General features: G+C 72.6%; 23 protein-coding genes. 14 read left to right on the forward strand and 9 right to left on the reverse strand.

Annotated features, from left to right (window positions below):
• The first annotated feature begins 131 nt into the window (after window positions 1-131).
• Window positions 132-803 carry a response regulator transcription factor gene (locus tag SCWH03_RS26115; RefSeq protein ID WP_173267074.1) on the forward strand — a complete coding sequence of 224 codons (672 nt, stop codon included), beginning with the start codon at window positions 132-134 and terminating at the stop codon, window positions 801-803.
• A gap of 343 nt (window positions 804-1,146) precedes the next feature.
• Here SCWH03_RS26115 and SCWH03_RS26120 read toward each other — a convergent pair whose 3' ends face one another.
• Window positions 1,147-2,496: a threonine aldolase family protein gene (locus SCWH03_RS26120; RefSeq protein ID WP_254077031.1), complete on the reverse strand. Its 1,350-nt coding sequence runs from the start codon at window positions 2,494-2,496 to the stop codon at window positions 1,147-1,149.
• A gap of 249 nt (window positions 2,497-2,745) precedes the next feature.
• On the opposite strand from SCWH03_RS26120, the gene SCWH03_RS26125 reads away from it, so the two are divergent.
• The 10 genes from SCWH03_RS26125 (at window position 2,746) to SCWH03_RS26170 (ending at window position 11,176) form a co-directional block, all read left to right on the forward strand.
• Window positions 2,746-3,708 (forward strand): Rossmann-like and DUF2520 domain-containing protein, encoded by a 963-nt coding sequence (locus tag SCWH03_RS26125; protein ID WP_254077036.1) that lies wholly within the window; start codon window positions 2,746-2,748, stop codon window positions 3,706-3,708.
• A complete protein-coding gene (gene panC / locus SCWH03_RS26130; protein WP_173267009.1) occupies window positions 3,705-4,703 on the forward strand; it encodes a pantoate--beta-alanine ligase in 999 nt (332 codons plus the stop codon). Before SCWH03_RS26125 ends, panC begins: the two co-directional genes overlap by 4 nt.
• A complete protein-coding gene (locus tag SCWH03_RS26135; protein WP_173267011.1) occupies window positions 4,700-6,490 on the forward strand; it encodes an L-aspartate oxidase in 1,791 nt (596 codons plus the stop codon). The genes panC and SCWH03_RS26135 overlap by 4 nt, the downstream gene beginning before the upstream one ends.
• Complete coding sequence (nadC, locus tag SCWH03_RS26140; RefSeq protein WP_173267013.1) at window positions 6,487-7,512, forward strand: carboxylating nicotinate-nucleotide diphosphorylase; 1,026 nt, start codon at window positions 6,487-6,489, stop codon at window positions 7,510-7,512. The genes SCWH03_RS26135 and nadC overlap by 4 nt, the downstream gene beginning before the upstream one ends.
• A 4-nt stretch (window positions 7,513-7,516) precedes the next feature.
• Window positions 7,517-8,314, forward strand: coding sequence for a type III pantothenate kinase (locus SCWH03_RS26145; RefSeq protein ID WP_173267015.1), 798 nt, complete (start codon window positions 7,517-7,519; stop codon window positions 8,312-8,314).
• A gap of 317 nt (window positions 8,315-8,631) precedes the next feature.
• On the forward strand, window positions 8,632-9,267 hold the full coding sequence (locus SCWH03_RS26150) for a hypothetical protein (RefSeq protein WP_254077032.1): 636 nt from the start codon (window positions 8,632-8,634) through the stop codon (window positions 9,265-9,267).
• 13 nt (window positions 9,268-9,280) lie between these two features.
• A complete protein-coding gene (locus SCWH03_RS26155) occupies window positions 9,281-9,472 on the forward strand; it encodes a hypothetical protein (RefSeq protein WP_173267018.1) in 192 nt (63 codons plus the stop codon).
• A gap of 170 nt (window positions 9,473-9,642) precedes the next feature.
• Window positions 9,643-10,116, forward strand: coding sequence for a BlaI/MecI/CopY family transcriptional regulator (locus tag SCWH03_RS26160; RefSeq protein WP_173267020.1), 474 nt, complete (start codon window positions 9,643-9,645; stop codon window positions 10,114-10,116).
• Between the two features lie 9 nt (window positions 10,117-10,125).
• Window positions 10,126-10,665, forward strand: coding sequence for an amino-acid N-acetyltransferase (locus tag SCWH03_RS26165; protein WP_173267022.1), 540 nt, complete (start codon window positions 10,126-10,128; stop codon window positions 10,663-10,665).
• A gap of 172 nt (window positions 10,666-10,837) precedes the next feature.
• A complete protein-coding gene (locus SCWH03_RS26170; protein WP_173267024.1) occupies window positions 10,838-11,176 on the forward strand; it encodes a histone-like nucleoid-structuring protein Lsr2 in 339 nt (112 codons plus the stop codon).
• Here SCWH03_RS26170 and SCWH03_RS29445 read toward each other — a convergent pair.
• A complete protein-coding gene (locus tag SCWH03_RS29445) occupies window positions 11,107-12,081 on the reverse strand; it encodes an SCO3374 family protein (protein WP_503827454.1) in 975 nt (324 codons plus the stop codon). The genes SCWH03_RS26170 and SCWH03_RS29445 overlap by 70 nt on opposite strands.
• A gap of 139 nt (window positions 12,082-12,220) precedes the next feature.
• On the opposite strand from SCWH03_RS29445, the gene SCWH03_RS26175 reads away from it, so the two are divergent.
• On the forward strand, window positions 12,221-14,746 hold the full coding sequence (locus tag SCWH03_RS26175) for an ATP-dependent Clp protease ATP-binding subunit (protein WP_173267027.1): 2,526 nt from the start codon (window positions 12,221-12,223) through the stop codon (window positions 14,744-14,746).
• Between the two features lie 226 nt (window positions 14,747-14,972).
• On the opposite strand, the gene dacB is transcribed toward SCWH03_RS26175, so the two are convergent.
• The gene (gene dacB / locus SCWH03_RS26180) at window positions 14,973-16,601 is read right to left on the reverse strand and encodes a D-alanyl-D-alanine carboxypeptidase/D-alanyl-D-alanine endopeptidase (protein ID WP_173267079.1); all 1,629 of its coding nucleotides are present in this window, start codon (window positions 16,599-16,601) and stop codon (window positions 14,973-14,975) included.
• A 576-nt stretch (window positions 16,602-17,177) separates the two neighbouring features.
• Between dacB and SCWH03_RS26185 the strand changes: the two genes are divergently transcribed.
• Window positions 17,178-17,780 carry a M23 family metallopeptidase gene (locus SCWH03_RS26185; protein WP_173267029.1) on the forward strand — a complete coding sequence of 201 codons (603 nt, stop codon included), beginning with the start codon at window positions 17,178-17,180 and terminating at the stop codon, window positions 17,778-17,780.
• 266 nt (window positions 17,781-18,046) lie between these two features.
• Here the strand turns inward: SCWH03_RS26185 and cseC are convergent, their stop codons facing one another.
• The 5 genes from cseC to SCWH03_RS26210 form a co-directional block, all read right to left on the reverse strand.
• Window positions 18,047-19,366 (reverse strand): two-component system sensor histidine kinase CseC, encoded by a 1,320-nt coding sequence (cseC, locus tag SCWH03_RS26190; protein WP_173267031.1) that lies wholly within the window; start codon window positions 19,364-19,366, stop codon window positions 18,047-18,049.
• Complete coding sequence (gene cseB / locus SCWH03_RS26195) at window positions 19,363-20,067, reverse strand: two-component system response regulator CseB (RefSeq protein ID WP_173267034.1); 705 nt, start codon at window positions 20,065-20,067, stop codon at window positions 19,363-19,365. Before cseB ends, cseC begins: the two co-directional genes overlap by 4 nt.
• 152 nt (window positions 20,068-20,219) lie before the next feature.
• Window positions 20,220-20,828 carry a hypothetical protein gene (locus SCWH03_RS26200; protein WP_173267081.1) on the reverse strand — a complete coding sequence of 203 codons (609 nt, stop codon included), beginning with the start codon at window positions 20,826-20,828 and terminating at the stop codon, window positions 20,220-20,222.
• Between the two features lie 104 nt (window positions 20,829-20,932).
• Complete coding sequence (locus SCWH03_RS26205; RefSeq protein ID WP_173267036.1) at window positions 20,933-21,511, reverse strand: SigE family RNA polymerase sigma factor; 579 nt, start codon at window positions 21,509-21,511, stop codon at window positions 20,933-20,935.
• Window positions 21,512-21,754: 243 nt separating this feature from the next.
• A complete protein-coding gene (locus SCWH03_RS26210; RefSeq protein WP_173267038.1) occupies window positions 21,755-22,705 on the reverse strand; it encodes an iron-sulfur binding domain-containing protein in 951 nt (316 codons plus the stop codon).
• Between the two features lie 894 nt (window positions 22,706-23,599).
• Here SCWH03_RS26210 and SCWH03_RS26215 point away from each other — a divergent pair.
• Window positions 23,600-24,424, forward strand: a complete 825-nt coding sequence (locus tag SCWH03_RS26215) for a hypothetical protein (protein WP_173267039.1) — start codon at window positions 23,600-23,602, stop codon at window positions 24,422-24,424.
• A gap of 277 nt (window positions 24,425-24,701) precedes the next feature.
• Here the strand turns inward: SCWH03_RS26215 and disA are convergent, their stop codons facing one another.
• Window positions 24,702-25,835 (reverse strand): DNA integrity scanning diadenylate cyclase DisA, encoded by a 1,134-nt coding sequence (gene disA / locus SCWH03_RS26220; protein WP_173267041.1) that lies wholly within the window; start codon window positions 25,833-25,835, stop codon window positions 24,702-24,704.
• Window positions 25,836-25,877: the final 42 nt, after the last annotated feature.

Consider the following 25,877-nt stretch of genomic DNA (forward strand, 5'->3'; position numbering starts at 1 on the left):
TGGCGTGAAGCGCGTGTGGCACCCCCTCTGCGGCCCCGTCCGGCGACGGTGAGCGACACGGCCGGGCGGGGCTCCGATCTGCGTACCCTGGCCGTATGACTGCCTCTGATGCGCCCTCTCCGGTAAGTCCCATGAGAGTCATGCTCGTCGACGACCAGGTGCTGTTGCGCACCGGCTTCCGGATGGTGCTCGCCGCCCAGCCCGACATGGAGGTCGTCGCCGAGGCCGGTGACGGGGCCGAGGCCGTCGAGACCCTGCACACCACAGCGGTCGACGTGGTGCTGATGGACGTCCGTATGCCCAGGATGGACGGGGTGGAGGCGACCAGCCGGATCTGCGCCCGGCCCGATCCTCCGAAGGTGCTGATCCTCACCACGTTCGACCTCGACGCGTACGCCTTCTCGGGACTCAAGGCGGGAGCCAGCGGGTTCCTGCTGAAGGACGTGCCCCCGGCTGAACTGCTCGGCGCCATCCGCTCCGTGCACAGCGGGGACGCGGTGGTCGCTCCGTCCACGACACGCCGACTGCTCGACCGGTTCTCGCCGATGCTGCCTTCGCCCGGGAAGCAGCCGCGGCAGAAGGAGCTGGAGCGGCTCACCGACCGCGAGCGCGAGGTCATGCTGCTCGTCGCACGAGGCTTGTCGAACGGCGAGATCGCCGCCCGGCTGGTCCTGTCCGAGGCGACGGTCAAGACCCATGTGGGCCGCATCCTCACCAAGCTCGGGCTGCGCGACCGGGTACAGGTCGTGGTCCTGGCCTACGAGAGCGGCCTGGTCCGCGCGGGCGGCGGGGCCGTGTCCTGACGGGCGCCGCGGTGATCGACGGCCGACCGGGAGGCGGGACGCCTCGGGCGCAGGAGCCGCGGCCGGGCCATCCCGCGGCCCGTAGCCGTCGTGCCGGGGGTCGCGGCGCGCACCGGACGGTTCGGCACCCGACCCGGCCGGGTGCCGAACCGTCCGGCGCTCTCGGCCACCTGGCGCGGCACCCGCCACCGGCGGTGCCCCGCGGTGGCCGCGATCGCCGCCACCCGTGCCCGGATCCACCACCGCTGTTGCCGCTGTTGCGGCCGGCGACGCCGCTGCACCGCCGTCGCCACTGCGGCATCGTCCGCCGAGGTGGTCTCGGCGAAGGCGAGGTGCCCCGGTCTCAGCGGCGGTCCCGCCCGTCTCCGGCCCGTATCAGCGCCGTGAAGTCCGCAAGCGCCGCCCCTACGTCGTCCGCGGTCCACGACAGCCCCGGCGAGGACACGGTCACCTCCGTGGTGCTGACACCCGGGGGGCCGCACGGAGCGGGGAACCAGCGGCGGAAGAGGGTTACGCCCGTCTCCTCCGCCTGCCGCACACCTGCCTCGTCCAGCGCTCCGGCGTCGAAGGGCAGCCACACCTGGAACTGGTGGGTGTGCGGCGGGTCCGGATGGACGCGGAACCAGGGCACTCCGCGCTCCTCCGCCAGCCCGGCCGACAGCGCCGCGGCGACGGTCCTCGCATGAGCCACGTACGCCGGCAGCCTCGGCAGCTCCCGTTCCAGGCCGAGCAGTGCCGAAAGGGCGGCGGGGTACTGCTGGAACACCTGCCCGCCGCAGCGGTGGCGCCAGACACGCGCCTCCGCCACCAGGGAAGCGGGTCCGGCCAGCACCGCTCCGGAAAGGCCCGCGAGGGACTTGTAGAACGACACATACACGCTGTCCGCGAGTCCGGCGATCTCGTCCAGTGCACGGCCGAAATGGGGGGCGCATTCCCAGAGCCGGGCACCGTCGAAATGCACCACCGCCTCCATTTCACGCGCCGCCTCGACGGCCTCCACGAGTTCGTCCCATTCCGGCAGCACGAACCCGGCGTCCCGTAGCGGCAGTTCCAGCATCAGCGTGCCGAATGGCTCGTCCAGGTCGCGTATCTCGTCCCCCGTCGGCAGCCGCGGCTCCCGGGTCGGGTGGACCGTGCGCAGTCCGCCGACCGCCGCCAGCGCGCCCCGCTCGTGCACCTCCGGGTGGGCGAGCGGATGCAGTGCGACCGTTCGGTTTCCCGTACGCCCTGCCCAGCAGCGGAGCGCCACCTGCTGCGCCATCGTGCCGGTGGGGAAGAAGGCCGCTGCCGGGAAGCCGAGCAGTGCCGCCACCCGCCCCTCCAGCTCCGTGACCACCCCGTCGCCGTAGAGGTCCACCTGGTCGTCGAGGTCGTGGACGGCTCCCGCGTCGGCCGCGAGGGCCGCCAGCCGCTCGCCGAGCCTGGCGTCCGCAGAACCGTGCCACAGCACCCGGTCCGAGGCCCGCCAGGCAGCCAGCCTGCGGAGCCGCTCGGCCTCCTCGCTGCCGTCCGTGCGCTGTCCCGGGACGGTGGCCGGGCCCGGGCCGGCCGGTCCCCTCCCCCCGGCGGGGGCCTCCTCCGCGCCGATCGCCTTCTCCTGGCCTGCCTCCGCGCCGATCGCCTTCTCCCGGCCGGCGCAGGCCGTCCCCGGGGTGCCGATGGGCGGTGCCGTCCCCTCCGCGTTCTGAGTCATGCTGCGATCATTGCCCACGTCCGGCCGCGCCGTGCCGTTGTCCACAGGTCCCGCGCTGCTTGGGCCGCTGCCGTCTCCACAGCCTGTGGACAAGTGGAAGCCCCGTCGAAACGCTGGCGTAGCATGGCGAGGAGTCGTCCGGTACCCCCTGCGGACTGGAACGGAAGGCCGCGCGTGAACGCACCATCGCCAGCAACACCACCGGCACGGGAGCCGATCGACCCGAAGGACCGTCCGGCCCGCCTGACCGTGGGCGTCGTGGGAGCCGGCCGCGTCGGCCCGGCCCTCGCCGCATCCCTCCAGCTGGCCGGCCACCGCCCCGTAGCCGTCTCCGGAGTCTCCGACGCCTCCGTGCGCCGGGCCGCCTCGATGCTGCCGGACGTGCCGGTCGTCTCCCCCGCCGAGGTGCTCGCGCGCGCCGAGCTGGTGCTGCTGACCGTCCCCGACGACGTGCTGCCCCGACTCGCCGAGGGCCTGGCCGAGACCGCCGCCGTGCGCCCCGGCCAGCTGCTGGTGCACACCTCGGGCCGGTACGGCGCGGCCGTCCTCGACCCCGCTCGCCGGGCCGGGGCGCTGCCGCTCGCCCTGCACCCGGCCATGACCTTCACCGGCACGTCCGTGGATGTCCAGCGGCTGGCCGGCTGCTCCTTCGGCGTCACCGCCCCCGAGGAGCTGAGGCTCGCCGCCGAGGCGCTCGTCATCGAGATGGGCGGTGAGCCCGAGTGGATCGCGGAGGCCGACCGCCCGCTGTACCACGCGGGCCTCGCCCTCGGCGCGAACCATCTGGTCACTCTGGTCGCCCAGGCCATGGAGCTGCTGCGCACCGCCGGGGTCTCCGCCCCCGACCGGATGCTCGGCCCGCTGCTCGGCGCCGCGCTCGACAACGCCCTCCGCTCCGGCGACGCCGCGCTGACCGGGCCCGTCTCCCGCGGCGACGCCGGGACCGTGGCGGCACACGTGGCCGAGCTGCGCAAGCACGCTCCGGGCATGGTCGCCGGCTACCTGGCCATGGCCCGTACGACCGCGGACCGCGCCCTTGCCCACGGGGTACTGAGGCCCGAACTCGCCGAGGATCTGCTGGTGGTACTCGCGGACGGCCACGACAGCCGCGACAGCCGCGACACCCGCGATGGCCTGGGCCGTCCGGACACCCCAGGCGGCCGGGACGGCTGGGACGGCCGGGACGCCGCGGACGGGGAGAGCGACAGATGATCAACCACCTGCGCACCGCCGCGGAACTCGGCGCCCTCGCGCCGGCGGCCACGGCGCGCCGCGCCGTCGTCATGACCATGGGCGCTCTCCACGACGGCCACGCCACCCTGATCCGCACGGCCCGCTCACTGGTCGGGCCCGGGGGACAGGTCCTGGTCACGGTGTTCGTGAACCCCCTGCAGTTCGGCGCAGGCGAGGATCTCGACCGCTATCCGCGCACCCTCGAAGCGGACCTGAAGACCGCGGCGGAGGCCGGCGCGGACGCCGTCTTCGCCCCGCCCGCCGACGAGGTGTACCCGGGCGACGGGCCCCAGGTCCGGATCAGCGCCGGCCCCATGGGGGAACTCCTCGAAGGCGCCGCCCGGCCCGGCCACTTCGACGGGATGCTGACCGTCGTCGCCAAGCTGCTGCACCTCACCCGCCCCGATGTCGCGCTGTACGGGCAGAAGGACGCCCAGCAACTGGCCCTGATCCGCCGGATGGTCCGGGACCTGGACTTCCCGGTGCGGATCGTCGGGGTGCCGACCGTGCGGGAGCCGGACGGCCTCGCCCTCTCCAGCCGCAACCGCTATCTCTCGCCCGAGGAGCGCCACACCGCCCTCGCGCTGTCCCGGGCCTTGTTCGCCGCCCGCGACCGGCTCACCGCCCAGGCCGCCCTGCGTGCCCGTGCCGAGTCCGCGCCCGCCTCCAGTGCCCGGGCCGCCGCGCTGTCCGCGCTGGGCGAGGCCCGAGCGGCCGCCGACGCCCACGCGGTCGCTGCGGCCCAGCCCGGTGGCGGTGCCGACGCCGTGCGGGCCGCGGCGTGCGCCGTCCTTGACGAGGCCGCCGCGTCCTCACCGCCCCTCGAGCTCGACTACCTCGCCCTGGTCGACCCGGCCGACTTCTCCGAGGTGGCGGACGACCACACCGGTGAGGCGGTCATGGCGGTAGCCGGCCGGGTCGGCACGACCCGGCTGATCGACAACATCCCCCTGACCTTCGGAGCCGCCCCGTGACGAGCACCGGTATACGGCTCGACGCCCCGGCCCCGGGCTGGGCCATCGATGCCGACGTCGTCGTGGTCGGCTCCGGCGTCGCGGGCCTCACGGCGGCACTGCGCTGCTCGGCCGGGGGCCTGCGCACCGTCGTGGTCACCAAGGCGCTCCTGGACGACGGGTCCACCCGCTGGGCCCAGGGCGGTATCGCCGCGGCCCTGGGCGAGGGCGACACCCCTGAGCAGCATCTCGAGGACACGCTCGTCGCGGGCGCCGGACTGTGCGACGAGCAAGCCGTGCGCGCCCTCGTCACCGAGGGGCCGGACGCGGTAAGGCGGCTGATCGAGACCGGAGCCCGGTTCGACAGCGACGGCGCGGGCGGCATCGCGTTGACCCGAGAGGGCGGCCACCACCGCCGCCGTATCGCCCACGCGGGAGGCGACGCCACGGGCGCCGAGATCTCCCGCGCGCTCGCCACGGCGATACGCGAGGGCGCTGTCCGCGTCATCGAGCACGCGCTGGTGCTCGACCTCCTGACGGACGCAGAGGGCCGCACGGCCGGTATCACCCTGCACGTCATGGGCGAGGGCCAGCACGACGGCGTCGGCGCGGTGCACGCCCCGGCGGTGGTTCTGGCGACCGGCGGCATGGGCCAGGTCTTCTCGGCCACCACCAATCCGCCGGTGTCCACCGGTGACGGCGTGGCCCTCGCGCTGCGTGCCGGGGCCGAGGTGAGCGACCTCGAGTTCGTCCAGTTCCACCCGACGGTTCTCTGGCTCGGCCCGGACGCCGAGGGCCAGCAGCCGCTGGTCTCCGAGGCGGTGCGCGGTGAGGGGGCCCATCTCGTCGACGCGGCCGGTACCCGCTTCATGGTGGGGCAGCACGCGCTTGCCGAACTCGCCCCCCGGGACATCGTGGCCAAGGGCATCATGCGCCGCATGCGGGAACAGGGCGCCGACCACATGTTCCTGGACGCCCGGCAGTTCGGCGCCGAGATGTGGGAAAACCGGTTCCCCACCATCCTCGCCGCCTGCCGCGCCCACGGCATAGACCCGGTCACCGAGCCGATCCCGGTGGCCCCGGCCGCCCACTACGCCTCGGGCGGCGTCCGCACCGACCTGCACGGCCGAACCACCGTGCCCGGCCTGTACGCCTGCGGCGAGGTGGCCTGCACGGGTGTCCACGGGGCCAACCGGCTGGCCTCCAACTCCCTCCTGGAGGGACTCGTCTTCGCGGAGCGCATCGCCGGGGCTATCGCCGGGGCCCACGAGAGCGGGTCCGCCCGCCCAGGCCCCCCACCCGGTACGGGCACGGGGGAGCCGACCGCCGCCGGAGCCCCGGTGGCGGCCGGCTCGCCGGGCTCGGTGCCGCTCCTCGTGCCCGAGGCCCGGCACGAGATCCAGCGGATCATGACGAACGGCGCCGGAGTGCTGCGCTCCGCGGGGAGCCTGGAACACGCGGCGGACTCCCTGGAGGCCCTGCACCTGTCCGCGCTGCACGAGGCCGGGGGGTTCGCCAAGGCCGCCGAGCCCGGCGTCGAGTCCTGGGAGGCCACCAACCTGCTGCTCGTCGCCCGTGTGCTGGTCGCCGCCGCCCGCGAGCGGACCGAGACGCGCGGCTGCCACTGGCGCGAGGACCACCCGGGGCGGGACGACGCCGGGTGGCGCCGCCACACCGTCGTGCGTCTCACTCCCGAACGCCGCCTTGTCGCACACCGCACGGCGACCCAGGCGTTTCCGCCCACACGTCCCGCACCCGCACCGACCCCCGCCTCCGCCCCCACCGCCGACAGGGAGCCGCAACAGTGAGCACGTCCGAAGAACGTCCCCAAGCCGTGGACGTCCCGCTGATCCAGATCGGCGCCCGCGCCGCCGAAGAGCAGGGCTGCGGCGAGGACTGCGGCTGCGGCGACGAGGCGTACGAGTGCGGCCTGGACCCCGCCCTCGCCGCGCTCCTCGCCGCGTCCGGCCTCGACCCCGTGCAGGTCGAGGACATCGCGCACCTCGCCGTCGAGGAGGACCTGGACGGCGGCGTCGACGTGACGACTGTCGCCACCGTCCCCGAGGACGCGGTGGCCACCGGCGACTTCACCGCCCGCGAAGCCGGCGTCGTCGCGGGCCTGCGCGTCGCCGAGGCGGTCCTCTCCATCGTCTGCGCCGACGCGTTCGAGGTCGAGCGCCATGTCGAGGACGGCGACCGCGTCGAGCCCGGCCGACGGCTCCTCTCCGTCACCGCCCGCACTCGGGACCTGCTCACGGGCGAGCGCAGCGCCCTCAACCTCCTGTGCCGCCTCTCGGGCATCGCCACCGCCACCCGGGCCTGGGCAGACGCGCTCGAGGGCACCGGGGCGCGGGTGCGCGACACCCGGAAGACGACACCGGGCCTGCGCGCTCTGGAGAAGTACGCGGTGCGCTGCGGCGGCGGCGTCAACCACCGGATGTCGCTGTCCGACGCCGCCCTCGTCAAGGACAACCACGTGATCGCCGCGGGCGGGGTGGCCCAGGCGTTCACGGCGGTCCGGGAGACCCTGGCCGCGCTGGGCACCCCCGGCCTGCCCGTCGAGGTGGAGGTCGACACCCTCCATCAGGTGCGCGAGGCCCTGGACGCCGGGGCGGACCTGGTCCTGCTGGACAACTTCACGCCCGCCGAGACCGCCGAGGCCGTCGCGATCACCGGGAAGCGGGCGGTGCTGGAGTCCTCGGGCCGGCTCACCCTGGCGAACGCGCGGGCCTATGCCGAGACGGGCGTGGACTACCTCGCGGTCGGGGCGCTCACCCACTCCTCAGCGATCCTCGACATCGGTCTCGATCTGCGAGAGGCCGGGGTCTGATCCGATGCTGCTCACCATCGACGTCGGCAACACCTACACCGTCCTCGGCCTGTTCGACGGCGAGGACATCGTCGAGCACTGGCGCGTCTCCACCGACCCGCGCCGTACGGCCGACGAGCTGGCTGTGCTTCTCAACGGCCTGATGGGCATGCACCCGATGCTCGGCGATGAGCTGGGCGACGGGATCGAGGGCATCGCGATCTGCGCCACCGTGCCCTCCGTGCTCCACGAACTCCGCGAGGTCACCCGCCGCTACTACGGCGATGTGCCCGCGGTGCTGGTCGAGCCGGGCATCAAGACCGGGGTGCCGATCATGATGGACAACCCGAAGGAGGTCGGCGCGGACCGCATCATCAACGCCGTCGCCGCCGTGGAGCTCTACGGAGGTCCGGCGATCGTCGTCGACCTCAGTACGGCGACGACCTTCGACGCGGTCAGTGCGCGCGGCGAGTACGTGGGCGGTGTCATCGCTCCCGGCGTCGAGATCTCCGTCGAGGCGCTGGGCGTCAAGGGGGCCCAGCTCCGGAAGATCGAGCTGGCCCGCCCGCGCAGCGTGATCGGCAAGAACACGGTGGAGGCCATGCAGGCCGGCATCGTCTACGGCTTCGCGGGTCAGGTCGACGGCGTCGTGCAGCGCATGAAGCGCGAGCTGGCCGCCGACCCGGAGGACGTGACGGTGATCGCCACCGGGGGCCTGGCCCCGACGATCGTCGGTGAGTCCTCCGAGATCGACGAGCACGAGCCGTGGCTGACGCTGATGGGGCTGCGCCTGGTCTACGAGCGGAACGCCTCGCGTAGGTGAACCGCCGAGCGCCGCGCACGCCCCCGCACCCGGCGGCGGGCGGATGCCCGTCCCGGCCTCGGCGGCCGGCTGCGGGCCGGGACATCCTCTGGGGTCAGCGCGTGTCCTGCCGGCCAGGCGGGCGGCACCGCGCCCTTGTCCTGCGCTACCCCGCCCCCGTCGGCCGTCCCGCACGGCGCCCGCACCCGGCCGCCGAGGCGCCGTGCTCTGCTCTCCCGGAGCCGGCCCCGACCGGCGGACCCGCGTCGCATAGCACACGCCGCGCCGCGAATAGATGGTTAGGCGAAGTTTGTCCGATTAGCGCGTATCGTCGGTCCATGCCCACGCCACACGGATCCCGCGGCGGCATGGCGTTCAGTGCGGACGAGCTGAGTGTGCTCCGCCGCGCTCTCGCCATCGCCCTCAATCCCGACCAGTCCCGTCGCTCCGACCGGAGTGACGTTCCCGGTGCGCCTGCAGTCCGGGAGTATCTGCGGCTCGCACAGTCCGTGGACGAGGCCCTCCGCGAGGCGGGCCGGCTGCGGGTCTTCCTGCTCGCCGACCTGGCGCGATACCGGAACGCCCTGCCCGGCTCCGCGAGCGGCTATCTGGAGCTCCTCCAGGAGGCCCTGGCCGCCGGTCACGAGCCGGCTCCCGAGGACGTCGCGGCCCTTCGCGCCCTGCGCCGCGCACCGCTTCCCGAGGCCCTCCCTGAGCCCTTCGGGGACGCGGCGGCCGAGGGGTGCGCACCCACCCGGGAGCCGGCGGCGGCCCCGTCGCGCGTACGGCTGCAGGCGCTGCCCGGTGGCCGCACCTCCGGCGGGGACAAGCAGGAACCCCGTCCGGCCGCTCCGAAGCCCGCCCGTCCGGCTCCCCGCCCGGACCGCCCGGACCGCCCGATCCCGACTCCGGGCGAGGTCTTCCCGCCGCGCCGCCGCCCGACGCCCCCACCGGAGAAGCGGGCGGCCGGATAGCTACCCTGGGGGCATGGACTACGTCGCCGCGCTCCTGCCCCCGGTCGTGATGGCCGTGTTCTTCACCGCCCTCGTCGTCACGATCGTGAAGAGTCAGGGCGGTCCCAACAAGGCCAAGGAGGACGCCGCCGTCGACGCGGCGATCGCCCGCGCGGAGGCTGCGGCAGGCCGGCCCGCCCCGTCGGACCGGCCTGCCGGCGCCTGACGGCGGCCCGTACCGGCCGTCTGCCCCAGTCGTCGGTACCGGGCCCGCTGCGCCAGGCCCCCTGCATCGGCCGCCCGCAGGGCGTACGGTCCATCAGCACCGTACGTCCTTTTTTACGCCATAAGTATGTCAATGCCGGTCATTGCGGCATCTCCGACTATGGTGGCGATGTGCCCCGCCAATTGGGAGAGCTCGAAGACGCCGTCATGACGCGCATCTGGCAATGGAACCGCCCGGTGACGGTGCGCGAAGTGCTGGAGGATCTCCAGCGGGAACGTTCCATCGCCTACACCACGGTCATGACCGTAATGGACAATCTCCATCAGAAGGGCTGGGTGCGCAGGGAAGTCGAAGGCCGCGCCTATCGATATACCGCGGTCTCCACCCGTGCCGCCTACTCCGCCGCACTGATGAACGAAGCCTGGTCGAAGAGCGACAACCCGGCCGCGGCCCTTGTCGCCTTCTTCGGCATGATGTCGCCGGAGCAGCGCCAGGCGCTGCGGGACGCGATCCGCGTCGTTCAGCGCGACCCGGCGCTACAGGATCCGGAGCCGGAGCGGGACGCGCCTTCGCAAGGGGCGGCGGACGGTCCTCCCGAACAGGATGGCGAGGGCGCCGACGGCGCGGAGGGCGCGGGGCGATAGCGTCCGCTCATGTCGTCAGCCCAGTCGCTCGCCAATGCCGCAGCAAATGCCGTCACCGTCCGCCGGGCCAGGACGAGCGATGTTCCGGCCGTACGCCGGCTCGTGGACCCGTACGTGAGCGAGGGCATCCTGCTCGACAAAGCGACCGTGACGCTTTACGAGGACATCCAGGAGTTCTGGGTCGCGGAACGCGGCGCGGACGCCCGGGTGGTCGGCTGCGGGGCCCTCCATGTGATGTGGGAAGACCTCGCGGAAGTCCGGACTCTCGCGGTCGACCCCCGGTTCAGGGGAGAAGGTGTGGGCCACCATGTGCTGGGCAAGCTACTCCACACCGCCCGCTGGCTGGGAGTGCGGCGGGTATTCTGCCTGACCTTCGAAGTGGAGTTCTTCACGAAGCACGGGTTCGTGGAGATCGGCGAGGCTCCGGTCGACGGAGATGTCTACAGTGAGCTGCTGCGTTCCTATGACGAGGGCGTCGCCGAGTTCCTCGGTCTCGAACGGGTGAAGCCGAACACCTTGGGTAACAGCCGGATGCTTCTGCATCTGTGATCCCGCAGCGGCGGCGGGGGGAAGCGTGCCTCGGACGCGACACCGAACCCTATGTCCGAATCGCGTATGTTTCCCGCGTCCCCGGGGTTCTGAACCTCTGCCGAGGGTTTGTGTTTTCCCGGGAAAAGCGGTTTCCTTTCCGCGTACTGCATTTTCGATGAAAGGAAATCCGGTGGCACAGAAGGTTCAGGTCCTTCTTGTCGATGACCTCGACGGCGGCGAGGCGGACGAGACCGTGACGTTCGCGCTGGACGGCAAGACCTACGAGATCGACCTCACCACCGCCAATGCGGACAGGCTCCGCGGTCTGCTGGAGCCGTACACCAAGGGCGGCCGGCGCACCGGCGGTCGTTCCTCGGCCGGCCGAGGAAAGGGCCGTGCCGCGTCCTCGACGGGTGGCAAGGACACCGCCGAGATCCGGAAGTGGGCCAAGGAGAACGGCTACAGCGTCAACGACCGCGGCCGCGTTCCCGCCGAGATCCGCGAGGCATACGAGAAGGCCAACGGCTGAGCGCGTGTATGCGGCCCCGCCGCACCTGCACGCGCCAGTCGGGCCCGGTGGCAGGCGTTCGCCGCCGCGTCCACGAGCCGCACGAGATCGGGGGCGCCCCCTCCGCCCCCGACTCCGGTCCCCGATCCAGGGGCGGGGCGAGGCCCGGACCAGGCTCCGGCACGCCCAGGCGCGCCGAGGGCCGGCGGTGACGGTTCCACCTCGCGCCCCGGTTTCGGGGGCCGCAGCCACACGGCGGCCCCCGGCGTCGCCCCGGCCGGGACGGCGTGTCCCGGGGGCGAGGGGGCGGGTACCGACCCGCCCCGCCCCAGGGCGCTCAGCTCCAGGCCGATCCCGCCCCACTCCAGCCAGTCGAGCAGCGCCGGCGGTTCCTCGGCAGCGCCTGCCGCGACCAGCAGCAGCACCCCGTCCCCCGCTCTCGCGACCGGCCCGGTGCGCACCGCGCCCCGCAGCAGAGCCCTTCCGGCGTCAGCCGGCAGCCCCAGAACGTCGAAGCGCAGACCGGTGATCAGCCGTACCGGTGGCCCGTCGGCCGCAGCCCGGCCGAGGCGTTCTCGTACCACCCCGCGCTGCCGCCATCGGACGGGATACGAGGTGCCGGGGGCTGAGGGACATGCCCAGGGAACCGCCGGGAGGACCGGTCGGTTGCGCACGGTCCGCAAACCGTCACCTTCGGTTTCGGTAAAGGGGTGACAGGGGCCTACGGGAGGGCGCAAGGATGTTCGCCCGTAGCTGAGGGAACCGGCGCACGCCGCATGGAGTGTCGGTCCATACGGGTAAGACATCCCTAGTGGGGACGGGTGACACGCGGACCGAGGGGTCTCACGTTCGCCATCGGCGTACTGATGGCACGGGTAACTGCCTGGCCTGCGGGAACATCGTCTCGCACCATCGGGTTGGAGCATGTGTCGGCGTTCGGGGCAGGAGGCCAGAGACGGGTGTCGGCAGTTGGAATGAGCGGTCCCCGCTTGCGGGACTAAGCTGCGGAAGGACAGGGAGGGGATCGACCCCTAACTGACTGACCGCTCTGAGGAGCGATTAACGATGTTCGAGAGGTTCACCGACCGCGCGCGGCGGGTTGTCGTCCTGGCTCAGGAAGAAGCCCGGATGCTCAACCACAACTACATCGGCACCGAGCACATCCTCCTGGGCCTTATCCACGAGGGTGAGGGTGTCGCCGCTAAGGCCCTGGAGAGCCTCGGGATTTCGCTCGAGGCGGTCCGCCAGCAGGTGGAGGAGATCATCGGGCAGGGCCAGCAGGCCCCGTCCGGGCACATCCCCTTCACCCCTCGTGCCAAGAAGGTCCTGGAGCTGTCGCTCCGGGAGGCTCTCCAGCTGGGCCACAACTACATCGGCACCGAGCACATCCTGCTCGGCCTGATCCGCGAGGGCGAGGGCGTGGCCGCCCAGGTCCTGGTCAAGCTGGGCGCAGATCTCAACCGGGTGCGGCAGCAGGTCATCCAGCTGCTCTCCGGCTACCAGGGCAAGGAGGCCGCCACCGCCGGCGGCCCGGCCGAGGGCACGCCCTCGACCTCCCTGGTCCTCGACCAGTTCGGCCGGAACCTCACCCAGGCGGCCCGCGAGTCCAAGCTCGACCCGGTCATCGGGCGCGAGAAGGAGATCGAGCGGGTCATGCAGGTGCTGTCCCGCCGCACCAAGAACAACCCGGTCCTCATCGGCGAGCCCGGCGTCGGCAAGACGGCCGTCGTCGAGGGACTGGCGCAGGCCATCGTCAAGGGCGAGGTGCCCGAGACCCTCAAGGACAAGCACCTCTACACCCTCGACCTCGGCGCGCTGGTCGCCGGCTCCCGCTACCGCGGTGACTTCGAGGAGCGCCTGAAGAAGGTCCTCAAGGAGATCCGCACCCGCGGCGACATCATCCTGTTCATCGACGAGCTCCACACCCTGGTGGGTGCGGGCGCCGCCGAGGGCGCGATCGACGCCGCCTCCATCCTCAAGCCGATGCTGGCCCGGGGCGAGCTGCAGACCATCGGTGCGACGACGCTCGACGAGTACCGCAAGCACCTGGAGAAGGACGCGGCCCTGGAGCGCCGCTTCCAGCCGATCCAGGTCGCGGAGCCGTCCCTGCCGCACACGATCGAGATCCTCAAGGGCCTGCGCGACCGCTACGAGGCGCACCACCGGGTCTCCATCACCGACGAGGCACTGGTCCAGGCGGCGACCCTGGCCGACCGGTACATCTCGGACCGCTTCCTGCCGGACAAGGCGATCGACCTGATCGACGAGGCCGGTTCCCGGATGCGTATCCGCCGGATGACCGCTCCGCCGGACCTCCGCGAGTTCGACGAGAAGATCGCCGGTGTCCGCCGGGACAAGGAGTCCGCGATCGACTCCCAGGACTTCGAGAAGGCGGCTTCGCTCCGCGACAAGGAGAAGCAGCTGCTGGCGGCGAAGGCCAAGCGGGAGAAGGAGTGGAAGGCCGGCGACATGGACGTCGTCGCCGAGGTCGACGGCGAGCTGATCGCCGAGGTCCTGGCCACCGCCACCGGCATCCCGGTCTTCAAGCTGACGGAGGAGGAGTCCTCCCGTCTGCTCCGCATGGAGGACGAGCTCCACAAGCGCGTCATCGGCCAGAAGGACGCCATCAAGGCGCTGTCCCAGGCGATCCGCCGCACCCGCGCCGGTCTGAAGGACCCCAAGCGTCCGGGTGGTTCGTTCATCTTCGCCGGCCCGTCCGGTGTCGGTAAGACCGAACTGTCCAAGACGCTCGCCGAGTTCCTCTTCGGCGACGAGGACGCGCTGATCTCCCTGGACATGTCGGAGTTCAGCGAGAAGCACACGGTCTCCCGGCTGTTCGGTTCCCCGCCCGGATACGTGGGCTACGAGGAGGGCGGCCAGCTCACCGAGAAGGTGCGCCGCAAGCCGTTCTCCGTCGTCCTCTTCGACGAGGTTGAGAAGGCCCACCCGGACATCTTCAACAGCCTGCTCCAGATCCTGGAGGACGGTCGCCTGACCGACTCCCAGGGCCGGGTCGTGGACTTCAAGAACACGGTCATCATCATGACGACCAATCTCGGCACCCGGGACATCTCCAAGGGCTTCAACCTGGGCTTCGCCGCCCAGGGCGATGTCAAGACCGGCTACGAGCGGATGAAGGCCAAGGTCAACGACGAGCTGAAGCAGCACTTCCGGCCGGAGTTCCTCAACCGTGTCGACGACACGGTCGTCTTCCACCAGCTCTCCCAGGACGACATCATCCAGATCGTCGACCTGATGATTGCCAAGGTGGACGAGCGGCTGAAGGACCGCGACATGGGCATCGAGCTCAGCCAGGAGGCCAAGCTCCTGCTGGCGAAGAAGGGCTACGACCCGGTCCTCGGCGCGCGTCCGCTGCGCCGCACGATCCAGCGTGAGATCGAGGACCTGCTCTCCGAGAAGATCCTCTTCGGGGAGCTGCGGCCCGGTCACATCGTGGTCGTCGGCACCGAGGTCGAGGGCGAGGAGAAGAAGTTCACCTTCCGCGGCGAGGAGAAGGCGGCTCTGCCGGACGTGCCGCCGATCGAGTCGGCGGCCGGCGGCAGCGGGCCGAACCTCTCGAAGGACGCCTGAGCGCCCCGGGCGCTCCTCCCGTACTCGCCGGAAGGGCGCTGCCCCGGACCCCAGGTCCGGGGCAGCGCCCTTCCGGCGTAGCCCTGCGGGTGGCGGCAGGGGCCCGCGGGGTGTCCGCGCGGGGCCGATGATGCCGGTTTCCACGGCCGTACCGGCCGGTTTGGGACGTGGTCCCGTCATGGCGCGTCCGGGTCCGGGTTCGGGTGGCCGCGGCGTGCCGGGTGGATCAGCAGGTGCCCGGCTTCCGCCAGGTGCACTCGAGGTCCGCGGGGACCGGGCGGTGTCCGTTGCGCGGACCCGGCTCGACGGCCGCGGCGATCGCGCCGCCGGCCGTGTCGGAGCTGGCCAGGGTCACCACGATCGCGTCCTCGATGTCCTTCACGGAGGACGCGAGGTGGTTGTTGAGCACGATACTGAAGACGAGTCCGCGGCCGGCTGCGTCCTCCACGTACCCGGAGAGAGCCGAGGCGCCGGTGAGGGTACCGGTCTTGGCGCGGGCGCTCAGAGCCGCCGGGGTGTTGCACATCCGGGTGCGGAGGGTGCCGCCGACGGCGCGGTCGGGAGCGCAGGCGACGGGCAGGGAGGCGTGCCAGTCGGTGTACCAGGGGGCGTCTCGGACCGCCAGCAGCAGGTCGGCGAGCTGGTCGGCGGAGAAGGCGTTCATCCGTGACAGGCCGGAGCCGTCGACCTGGCGCAGCTTCGCCGTCTCGACGCCCTCCTCCCTCAGGTAGCGGTCGATGGCGGTGAGCCCCGCTCCCCAGGTGCCGCTTCCGGACGTCTCGTAGCCGATCGTCTTGGTCAGCGCCTCGGCGTGCATGTTGTTGGACAGCTTCATGAACGGGAGCAACAGCTTGCGCAGCGGCATGGAGCTGTGGGTCGCGAGGACCGTCGCGCCGGGCGGGGCCGGCCTGCCCAGCAGGGGGGTTCCGGCGAGGCGTACGCCCTGCTCGGCCAGGGCGGCGGCGAAGACGGCCGCCGCGTAGCCGGCGGGTTCCCAGACGGTGACCCATTCCTTGGTGGGCGGGCCGCCGACCGGGATTTCCCCGTCGACCACGAGGGTGTTGGTGCCGTGTGCGCGCTCGACGGTCAGGGTGTCGGCCCCTCCGGCGGGCGCGGTGCTGCCCTGGACGTCGACTCGCACATAGTCGTTCGGCGGAGTCAGCCGCACCGCCGGCCTGTCGCCGGGGGCGGCCCCGGGGGACACCTCCACGGCGACGGTGCCGGAGTCGTAGTCGGAGTCGGGAGCCACGGTCAGCGGCGAGATCTGGGCGGAGTAGTAGGACGACTCGTCGTCAGCGGCCCAGGAGCGGCCCAGACGCCGGGTGTCGAAGCGGGTGTCGTCGGCGATGAGGCGGCCGGTGACCCTGCGGACGCCCGACTCCCGCAGCTGTGCGGCGAGGCGCCCGTAGTCGGAGGCCAGCGTGGTGGGGTCGCCCCCGCCGCGGAGGTACAGGTCCCCGTGCAGGACCGGACCGTCGCGGCGGCCCGTGGACAGCACGTCGGTACGGAACCGGTAGCCGGGGCCGAGCAGTTCCATCGCGGCGGCGGAGGTGGCGAGTTTCGTGTTGGACGCGGGCATCAGCCGGACGCCGGCGTCGCGTTCGTAGAGCCGCTGCCCGGACGCGGCGTCGGCGACGACGACGCCCGCGGCACCGCCGTCCATCCGGGAGTCGGTGAGGATCGTGTCGATCGCCGCCTTGAGGCCGCTGGAGGACGGCCCGGCACCTGCGGGTGCGCTGCCGCCGCTCCAGGTGAGCGCGGCGGCGAGGCCGAGGACGAGCGGCCAGGTCCGGGGGCGGTGGATCCCGCGGCGGAAGAGGTCGCGGCTCGGGTGCCCGCTGCGGTCGGGACTCATCACGGGTCTGCTCATGCCACAGGAGGATGGCGGAGAGGCACGAGGGCCGGAAGGAGGCGTGCGCGGCGCCCGTGCGGTCGAGCCGTTCGGGCGCTCGGTGGGACCTGGCGGGAAGGGCCGTGCAGTCCCGGAGGGGAGCGGGAAACGGAAGGGCGGGACTTTGGTCCTGAAACGGAAGGTCCTAGGTCCCGTCGGCCGTGACAAGGCGCACAGGCGATTGCGGGCCTACTAGCCGGCCTAGGGGAGGTGGCGGGCCGCTTGTGCCGTGCTCGGGCCCTTCAGGGCCTGATTCCAGGACCTGAGAGCCCGGTGCGGCCGCGGCCGGGCCCCCACGGCATATCCGCACTACCCTCCACCTGCTGATAAACCCGCCTTCATCCCATGATGTCCGGCAATGCGGGAGTGGAGGGCCCTGCGGTGTCAAGGGCCCCGCTCACAGGGCCCCATCTACGACGAGATGTCGTAGATGGGGTGTTTGAGCCGGCTTGGGGGTCCGGGTTACCAAGGTGCTCGTGCTGCCCCGGTGCTCAGGCGCCGGGTCGCTTCATGTCCCACAAGCCCGGAGGTTCTCCCCGCATGTCGAAGCGCACCGCCCTCACCCGTTTCCGCCCGTCCGTGCTCCGTACCCGCGGTGCCGTCATGGCCGCCGGTCTCGGCGCCGTGATGATCGTCGGAGCCGGTGCCGGCGTCGCGTCCGCCGGCGCGGCGCAGAGCGCCCCGGCGGTCGCCGAGGCCAAGCCCGCCGCACAGGCCCAGGTCGCCGCCTGGGTGAAGCCGGTCTCCGGCTACACCCTGACCGCGGGCTTCAACCAGGGTGGTGCCATGTGGTCCCACAAGCACTCCGGCCAGGACTTCGCCGTCCCGGTCGGCACTCCGGTCAAGGCGGTCAGCAGCGGTGTGGTGGTCAAGGCCGGCCCGAACGGCGGCGGCGACGGCTCCGCCTACGGCAACGCCGTCGTGGTCAAGCACGCCAACGGGAAGTACTCGCAGTACGCGCATCTCTCGAAGATCAACGTGAACGTCGGCCAGTCCGTGAGCACCGGCAAGGTCATCGCCCTGTCCGGCAACACCGGCAACTCGTCCGGCCCGCACCTGCACTTCGAGATCCGTACCACTCCCCACTACGGCTCGGCGCTGAACCCCGCGAACTTCCTGCGGGCGCAGGGCGTCACCATCTGACGCTTCCTGCACCGCACCGCAGGGCTTCCTGTACCGCACCGCACGGCTTCCCGGCCCCGAGACGGCACGGCCGCCCACTCGCCGTCGCCCCGGAGCCGGCCTGCGGCACCGGGGCGACGGCGACCTCCAGGACGGCTTCGCGCCGCTCCCCGAGGTCGCCTGCGGCGTTTCCCGGCCTTCCCCTCCTTCCCTCCTTCCCTCCTTCCCTCCTTCCCTCCTTCCCTCCTTCCCTCCTGCCACCTCCTGCCGCCGCCCGGTGGGGACGATCAGTCAGGGAACACCGGCCGCGGGAAGCTGCCCGTGTCCGTCGGAGCGTGGTCCGGCAGCCAGAGGACGGCGACCGCGCCTGCCGAAGCGACCGGTGAGGGGTCCCCCTCGGGGGCGGCGTTGCGGAAGGTCAGCCGGGCGCCCAGGACACGGGCCTGCCCTGCGGCGATGGTGAGGCCCAGCCCGTGGCCCGTACCCGCCCGGTCGCGCGCGCCGGTGCGGAACCGGCTCGGCCCCTCGCGCAGCAGCGCCTCCGGGAACCCCGGTCCGTGGTCGCGGACCCGCACCACCCGGCCCTCTACCGTGACCTCGACCGGAGGTCTGCCGTGCCGGGCCGCGTTGGTCAGCAGATTCAGCAGTATCCGTTCCAGCCGCCTCGGGTCCGTGCTGACCCATGACCCGTGCACGACGCCGACCCTGACCGCGGGGTCCAGCACCGCGACCCGGCGGGTGACGAACTCGCCCAGCGAGATCTCCTGGAGCTCGGCCCGCTCGGACGCGCCGTCCAGCCGCGCCACCTCCAGCACGTCCTCGACCAGGGTGCGCATCGCCTGTGCCCGGTCCCGCACCAGTTCGGTGGGGCGGCCGGGCGGCAGCAGCTCCGCCGCTGTCAGCAGTCCGGTCACCGGTGTGCGCAACTCGTGCGCGATGTCCGCGGTGACCCGGCGCTCGGCCTCGATCCGCTCGTTGAGGGCGTCGGTCAACGCGTCGACCGCCCTCGCCAGCTCGTCGGTCTCGTCCCGGACGACGCCGCCGACGGCCTCCCGGACCCGTACGTCGGTGTTGCCCTGGGCCACCCTGCCCGCCGCAGCGGCGGCCTTGCGCAGCCGGCGCGAGAGCTGGCCGCCGACGAGCACGCCCAGCGCGCATCCGCCGAAGACGACCGACACCGATCCGATCACCAGAGCACGGTCGAGGTCCTTCATGATGCCCGCGCTGCGGTCGGGGATCGGGCTGTGCAGGGACAGCACATCGCCGTTGCCCAGCGGCACGGCCGCCCAGACCTCGGGCGCCGGTCCGTCCCCCTGCACATAGGTGGCCTGCCGCCCGTCGGCGAGCAGACCGCGCAGCGGCTGCGGCAGTTCCGGGTCGTTGAGCACGGAGCCCAGCTTCGGCTCGGTCCTCGGCTTGGTGGTCTCGTAGAGGCGCTGGGCCAGGAGCAGCCTGCTCATCTGCAGATCGCGCGAGTTCTCGAGCATCGACACCCGGGCGGCGTTGTGCACGATCAGGCTCAGCGTGAACGCGATCAGGGCACCCACCGCTGCGATCGCGATGCTGATCTTCCAGCGGACGCCGGTGCGCAGCGCGGGTGTCCTCATGCCTTGAGCTTGTAGCCGAAGCCGCGGACCGTCTCGATCCGGTCCTGCCCGATCTTCGTACGGAGCCGCTGCACATGGACGTCGACGACACGGGTGTCCCCGCCCCAGCCGTAGTCCCAGACCCGTTCCAGCAGCTTGTCGCGCGAGAGCACGGTGCCGGGAGCGGAGGAGAACTCCAGCAGCAGCCGCATCTCCGTGGGCGTCAGCCCCACCGGCCGGCCGCCCCGGCGCACCTCCATGCCCTCCGTGTCGATCTCCAGGTCGCCGAACGCCAGCACTCCGCGCTCGCCCGGCCCGCCCGGCTCGCCCGAGTCGCCTGTCACTCCGCCCGCGTGGCCGAAGCGGCGCAGCACGGCGCGGATCCGGGCGACCAGTACGGCCCCGTCGAACGGCTTGGTGACGTAGTCGTCGGCTCCGGCCTCCAGCCCGAGCACCACGTCGATCGAGTCCGCCCGGGCCGAGAGCATGATCACGGGAACGGTCGACTCGTCCCGGATCCTGCGGCACAGGCTGACCCCGTCGAGAGCGGGCAGCATCACGTCGAGCAGCGCGATGTCGGGCCGGTCCGCGCGGAACGCCTCGAGACCGGCCAGCCCGTCCGGCATGGCCGTCACCGTGAATCCGGCACGCTCCAGCGCGAGCTGGGTGGCCTCCCGGATGACATCGTCGTCCTCGACGAACAGCACATGTGTCTCGGCCATCCCTCAGCTCTCCCGGCTTGGGTCGTTCGGTCGCTGTCGGCTGTCGGCTGTCGGCTGTCGGTTGTCGGTTGTCCGGACGCACCGCCCGGCAGGCGGACGAGCCCGGTGCACGGCCGCCGCCCGCCGGTATGCGGTGTCTGCCGCGTACGCCGTCAGTCCCCGCTCGGCGCCGACGCCGGAGGCGGCCCGTCCTCACCGCCGGCCACCCGGCTGTACTCGTTGTGCACCTTGTCGTGCTCGGTGAACGTGCTCCCCGACCAGCGGTAGGTGGTCACGATCTCGCCCGACGGGTACGTGACCGGATCGTCCTTGGCGTACACCTGCTGCGTGACGACGAGGTCCCCCCGGTCGATCGTCGCGTAGACGGCGGGTTCCTCCTTCGCGAAGACATTCTCGTACGTCCCGTTCGCCGCCCGGTACACATACGTGCCGATCCCCACGGCATCCCCGCATGTCATCAGGTTCACCACCACGTCCGGTGTCCTGGCGTTGCCCGTGATGCTCCCGTACGAGGTGTCGATCGCGTACGACTCGGTCGCACAGGGCCGCAGGTCCGCCTTGGCACGCTTGCTGACCTTGGGGTCGCTCCTCAGCAGCGCGATCGCGTCGACCCTCGGCACCGGGGAGGCACTGGCGGATGGGGCCGTCGTCGACGGCGACTGCGCCACCGGGTCCGAGGGCGCGGGGCCTTCGTCACGGGCGCCCAGACCGCCGGTGGAGCAGCCCACCGCGAGCAGCCCCAGGGCGGCGAGGCCGGCCAGCGCCGTGCCGTTCCCCGCCCATGGCCGCAGGCACCCCCTACGGGCCGGCCCGCCCCGCGGACCGGTGCCGCCGCCGGTTCCGTCGCCGGGGCCGCCGCCGCTGATCAGGCCGCCCAATGCTCCTGCCCCCGTTCCTCACGCCGTGCGTGCGAGTGGTTCCCGTGCTGCGAACGCTCCGACGCCCGGGTGTGCAGCTCACGGCCCTCCAGCTCCTGGCGGAGCCGGGCGAGCGCCCGGTGCAGCGTGCTCTTCACGGTACCCGTCGACATGCCCAGCGCGGCGGCGGTCTCCTCGGTGCTCATCTGCTCCCAGTGCCGCAGGACGACCACACTGCGCTGCTTGGGTGCGAGGACCTTCAGGACGTCCATGAGCAGGGCCCGGTCCGCGTGCTGCTCGGTGCCGTCCTCGACGCTCGCGTCCGGCAGCTGCTCGGTGGGGACCTCCTCCAGCTTGCGGGCGCGCCACCACTCCGTACGCGTGTTGATCATGACGCGGCGCAGATAGGCGTCGGCGAGCGACTTGTCGGCTATGCCGTCCCAGCGGCCGTAGGTCCGCACCAGCGCGGTCTGCAGCAGGTCCTGGGCGTCGACCGGGTCGGGGACGAGCCGACGTGCGCTGCGCAGCAGCGCTTCCTGCCGCGTACGGACGTACTCCTCGAACCCGAGCACCTCTGCGTGCGCCATGCCGACCGCCTCCGCTCCCCGTTCCAGCCCCGCGACAAACCGTGTCTCCCGGGTGGTCCCGCTTACCCGGGAGAAGCTACGGAGCGGTTGTCACGAGGCTGTGCGGAGAAGCCGTCGGAGGCCGCACGGCCATCCATCGGTTGTGTAACAGCTGTGGTCCGCAGACCGCGCTCGGGTCACGGGCGGGCCCCGGGCCGGATGCAGTTCCTCGGGCCGGGGGTGACTCCTCGGGCGGGGGCGTCCTCAGGTCAGGGGCAACCGGAACAGGTCCTTCTCCAGGGGTTCGACCAAACCGTCCGCGACCAGCCCGTCCAGGGCGCGGGCCCGCTGGACGGGCTCGTCCCAGACCCGGTCGAGCACGGCGAGCGGCACGGGCCGTACGGCCTCCCGGAGTACCGCGAGAAGCTTGCCGCGCACCTGCCGGTCCGTACCCGCGTAGGTCTGCCCACGCCGGGGAGGTCCCTCGTACGCCGGCTTGCCCGCGAGCCGCCAGGCACACAGCCCGGCGACGGGACAGCGCCCGCAGTCCTCGTTGCGCGCGGTGCAGACGAGAGCGCCCAGTTCCATCGAGGCGGCCGCCCAGCGGGCCGCCTGCGGCTCGTCGTCCGGCAGCAGCGCACGGGCCAGTCGGCGTTCGGCCGCGGTCGTCGCGTTCGGGGGGTATTGGACGCCGGTGACGGTGCGGGCGAACACCCGGCGGACGTTGGTGTCCAGGACCGGGTGCCGCTGCCCGTACGCGAACGACGCCACGGCGGCGGCCGTGTACTCGCCGATGCCGGGCAGGGCGAGCAACTGGGCGTGCTCGCTGGGGACGTCGCCGCCGTGCCGCTCCGTTATCGCGACCGCGGCTCCGTGCAGCCGCAGCGCCCGGCGCGGATAGCCCAGGCGGCCCCAGGCGCGCACCGCCTCGCCGGGAGCCTCGGCGGCCAGGTCCGCGGGGCGGGGCCAGCGGGCCAGCCACTGCTCGTACACGGGGAGGACCCGGTTGACGGGAGTCTGCTGAAGCATGAACTCACTGATCATCACGCCCCACGCACCGGCGTCGGGGCGGCGCCAGGGCAGGTCGCGGGCGTGCTGGTCGAACCAGGCGAGTACGGGGGCGTGGAGCCCGGCGGCGGCCTCGGCGGCGCCGGGCACACCGTCCGGGCCGGAGGGGGCGTTGTTCAGGGGGGAGGGCATCTCGGTCGCAGTCATGGCACCTCCGATCCTGGCATGTTCAGCGCCGGTAGCGGCGGATGCGCTCCGGGCCGCCCGCGACAGGCTCCGGGTCGGAGTACACCCCGAGGTCCGGACGGTGTACTCCGACCCGGGGACGGCTCGCGGGGGCGGTTTCCCGGCGGCCTCGTTCCGCGGGTATCCGGGGCCGGGGCTTGCCCGGTCCCGGCCGCCGGGCCTGGACCGAGAGCCGTCGCTGGTGCTGCGCGGCCGGTACGGGCGGCTGCGGCCGGCAGCGAGCGGGGTGCCGGATCGGCCTGCCCGGTGTGCTCCCGGCCGCCTCGTCCCGCTCGTCCCCGCTCGGTGTGCTCGGTGTGCTCGGACGGCATGGCGCCGGGTCCGGGACGGCGGGCCGGCGGCTGTGTCGGGCGGGCGGTGGGCCCGGCGATGACGCGGTAGTCGGCCGGGCACCGGCGGCGGGAGCGTCCGGGCTCCGGGCGACCGGGCCGGACGGGGGACGGCCCGCCCGCCGTCCCCCGCAAGCCCTCGTCATCGCCCGGCCGCCCGCGCCGCGTCGCCTCCTCGCGGACGGGTGCCGGGGCGGGGACGGCGAGTGCCTGGTCCGGGACGGCGGGTCGTCCCGTCCGGAGCGTGGAGCGTGACGCCGCGGCTTCGCGACGGCAAGCGGGGGCTCCATACCTCGGCGGTCAGGCGGTCAGGCGGTCCGGCGGTCAGGCGGTCAGGCGTGCGGCCGGGTGCCGGGGAGGATGCCGGGAGCTGCGCGCGCACTCGCGTCCCTCGCCGGGACGGGTGCCGGCCGCGTTCCTCGAGGTCCATGGAATCGGGAGCGCATGATGATGATCGGTACATTGGGGAGCCACGAGCGGCGGGTGGGGCCTGAGTTGGTCCCCGATCTCTCGTACAGTTCGGTATGTGGGATCTCTGCGCAATCCGGTCGGGCCCCTTCCCTCCTCCATCTACTGGCGGCGGAGGGTGGTCGCGCTGCTGTTGCTCGCGCTGCTCGCGCTGCTGCTCGCATGGGCCGTCAGCTCCGGCGATTCCGGCGCAGGGGCGAGCGGCGACGGAAAGCCGGGGGGCGCGCAGCCCGCACCCTCGATCACCCCGGGGCCCAGCAGTTCGGGCACCGCGATCAGTGAACAGCCGGGCGGCCGGGACGAATCGGGTGGCAGTGACAGTGACAACGGCGACGGAATCGGTGGCAGCGCCGGTGCCGGTGCCGGGGGCGACGCGGGCGCGGGCGGCGACGGCAAGAACGGCGACTCGGGGACGGGAGGCGCGGCGAACGGCGGTGGCGCCGGCCCGGCCGAGCGGGTTCCGGCGGGCTCATCCCTGCCGGACTGCGACTCGGGGGCGGTCGGATTGACGGTGCGCAGCGTCAAGACCGCCTATGCCCCCGGAGAACGGCCGCGGTTCGAACTCGCCGTGCACAACCCCTCGGCAGTCACCTGCAAGGCCGATCTCGGTCCCACCCGGGCGGTGTTGACTGTGTCGGCCATCAACGACGGTGAGAACGACAAGGTGTGGTCGTCGAAGGACTGCCCGGCCGGCGGCTCGCTGCTGCTGAAGGTTCCGGCGGGGCGAACGGTGAACCACACCGTGGACTGGGACCGGCGCAGGAGCGCCCCACGGTGCGCGACCCCGTCGCCCATCACCGCTTCCCCGGGCTCGTACCTGCTGGAACTCGCCTTCCCTGGGGCCTCGGTGGCGCCGGCGTCCTTCCGGCTGGAGACGGACTAGTGCCGCTTCAGGCAATGTCTTCCCCGTCGCGCTGTCCGGCACGGGGCGACTCGCTGCGTTGCCGAATCAACCGAGTAGACCCACGACGAGGTCGCTCCGGCGCCTTGCGATCCACCGCACCGGACACCGCTCCGCGCCGCTGCTGGCGGGCGAACCCTGACTGACGCGGCACCAGCCGGGACCTGCACCCGACCCGTACGCCCGCTTGAGCAGGTGCGTACGGGTACGCACCGGAGCGGGACGCCGCCGCCGGCGCCGGAGGAGATCAGCCCGTCCGTCAGACGTAGCGCTCCAGGATGGACGACTCGGCGAGGCGCGAGAGTCCTTCGCGGACGCTGCGGGCGCGGGCCTCGCCGACGCCGTCCACCGCCTGCAGGTCGTCGACGCTGGCGGCCAGCAGCTTCTGCAGGCCGCCGAAGTGCTCGACGAGGCGTTCGATGATCGCACCGGGCAGCCGCGGCACCTTCGCGAGGAGCCGGTAGCCGCGCGGGGAGACCGCGGAGTCCAGCGTCTCGGGCGATCCGCTGTACCCCAGAGCGCGCGCCACGATGGGCAGTTCCAGCAGTTCGGCGTGCGTCAGGTCGTTGAGCTCGGAGAGCGCCTCGTCGACCGTGCGGGAGCGCTTGGCGGTCGGCTCCGGGACGTAGTCGCGGACGACGAGTCCGCGCTCAGGCTCCACTCCGGCGATCAACTCGTCGAGCTGGAGCGCGAGGAGCCGGCCGTCGGTGCCCAGCTCCACCACGTACTGCTCGATCTCCGTGGCGATCCGGCGCACCATCTCCAGCCGCTGCGCGACGGCGGTGACATCGCGGACCGTCACCAGGTCCTCGATCTCCAGGGCCGACAGCGTGCCGGCGACCTCGTCCAGCCGGAGCTTGTAGCGCTCGAGGGTGGCCAGTGCCTGGTTCGCCCGGGAGAGGATCGCCGCGGACTCCTCCAGGACCCGCCGCTCACCGTCCACGTAGAGCGCGATGAGGCGCATCGACTGGGAGACGGAGACGACGGGGAAGCCGCATTGCTTGGACACGCGGTCCGCGGTGCGGTGCCTGGTGCCGGTCTCCTCGGTCGGGATCGAGGCGTCGGGAACCAGCTGCACACCGGCTCGGTGGATCTTGGTGATGTCCTTGTCGAGGATCAACGCGCCGTCGAGCTTGCACAGCTCCCGCAGCCGGGTCGCGGTGAACTCCACGTCCAGCACGAAGCCGCCCGTGCACATGGATTCGACCGATTTGTCCATTCCCAGGACGATGAGGCCGCCCGTGCTGCCCCGAAGGATCCGCTCGAGACCATCGCGCAGGGCGGTGCCCGGGGCGACCGCACTCAGTGAGGCGCGCATCAGCGCGTCCGTGCCGGATCCCCCGGGGCCTCCGCCGGACTTTCCGGGTGCTGAGCCCCGGTCGTTGGCTGCCACTGCACTCCTCCGGCTCGTACGGGCGGGCGAGACCAGGGCAAA

The organism is Streptomyces pacificus, from assembly GCF_011766325.1.
GTDB lineage: Bacteria > Actinomycetota > Actinomycetes > Streptomycetales > Streptomycetaceae > Streptomyces > Streptomyces pacificus.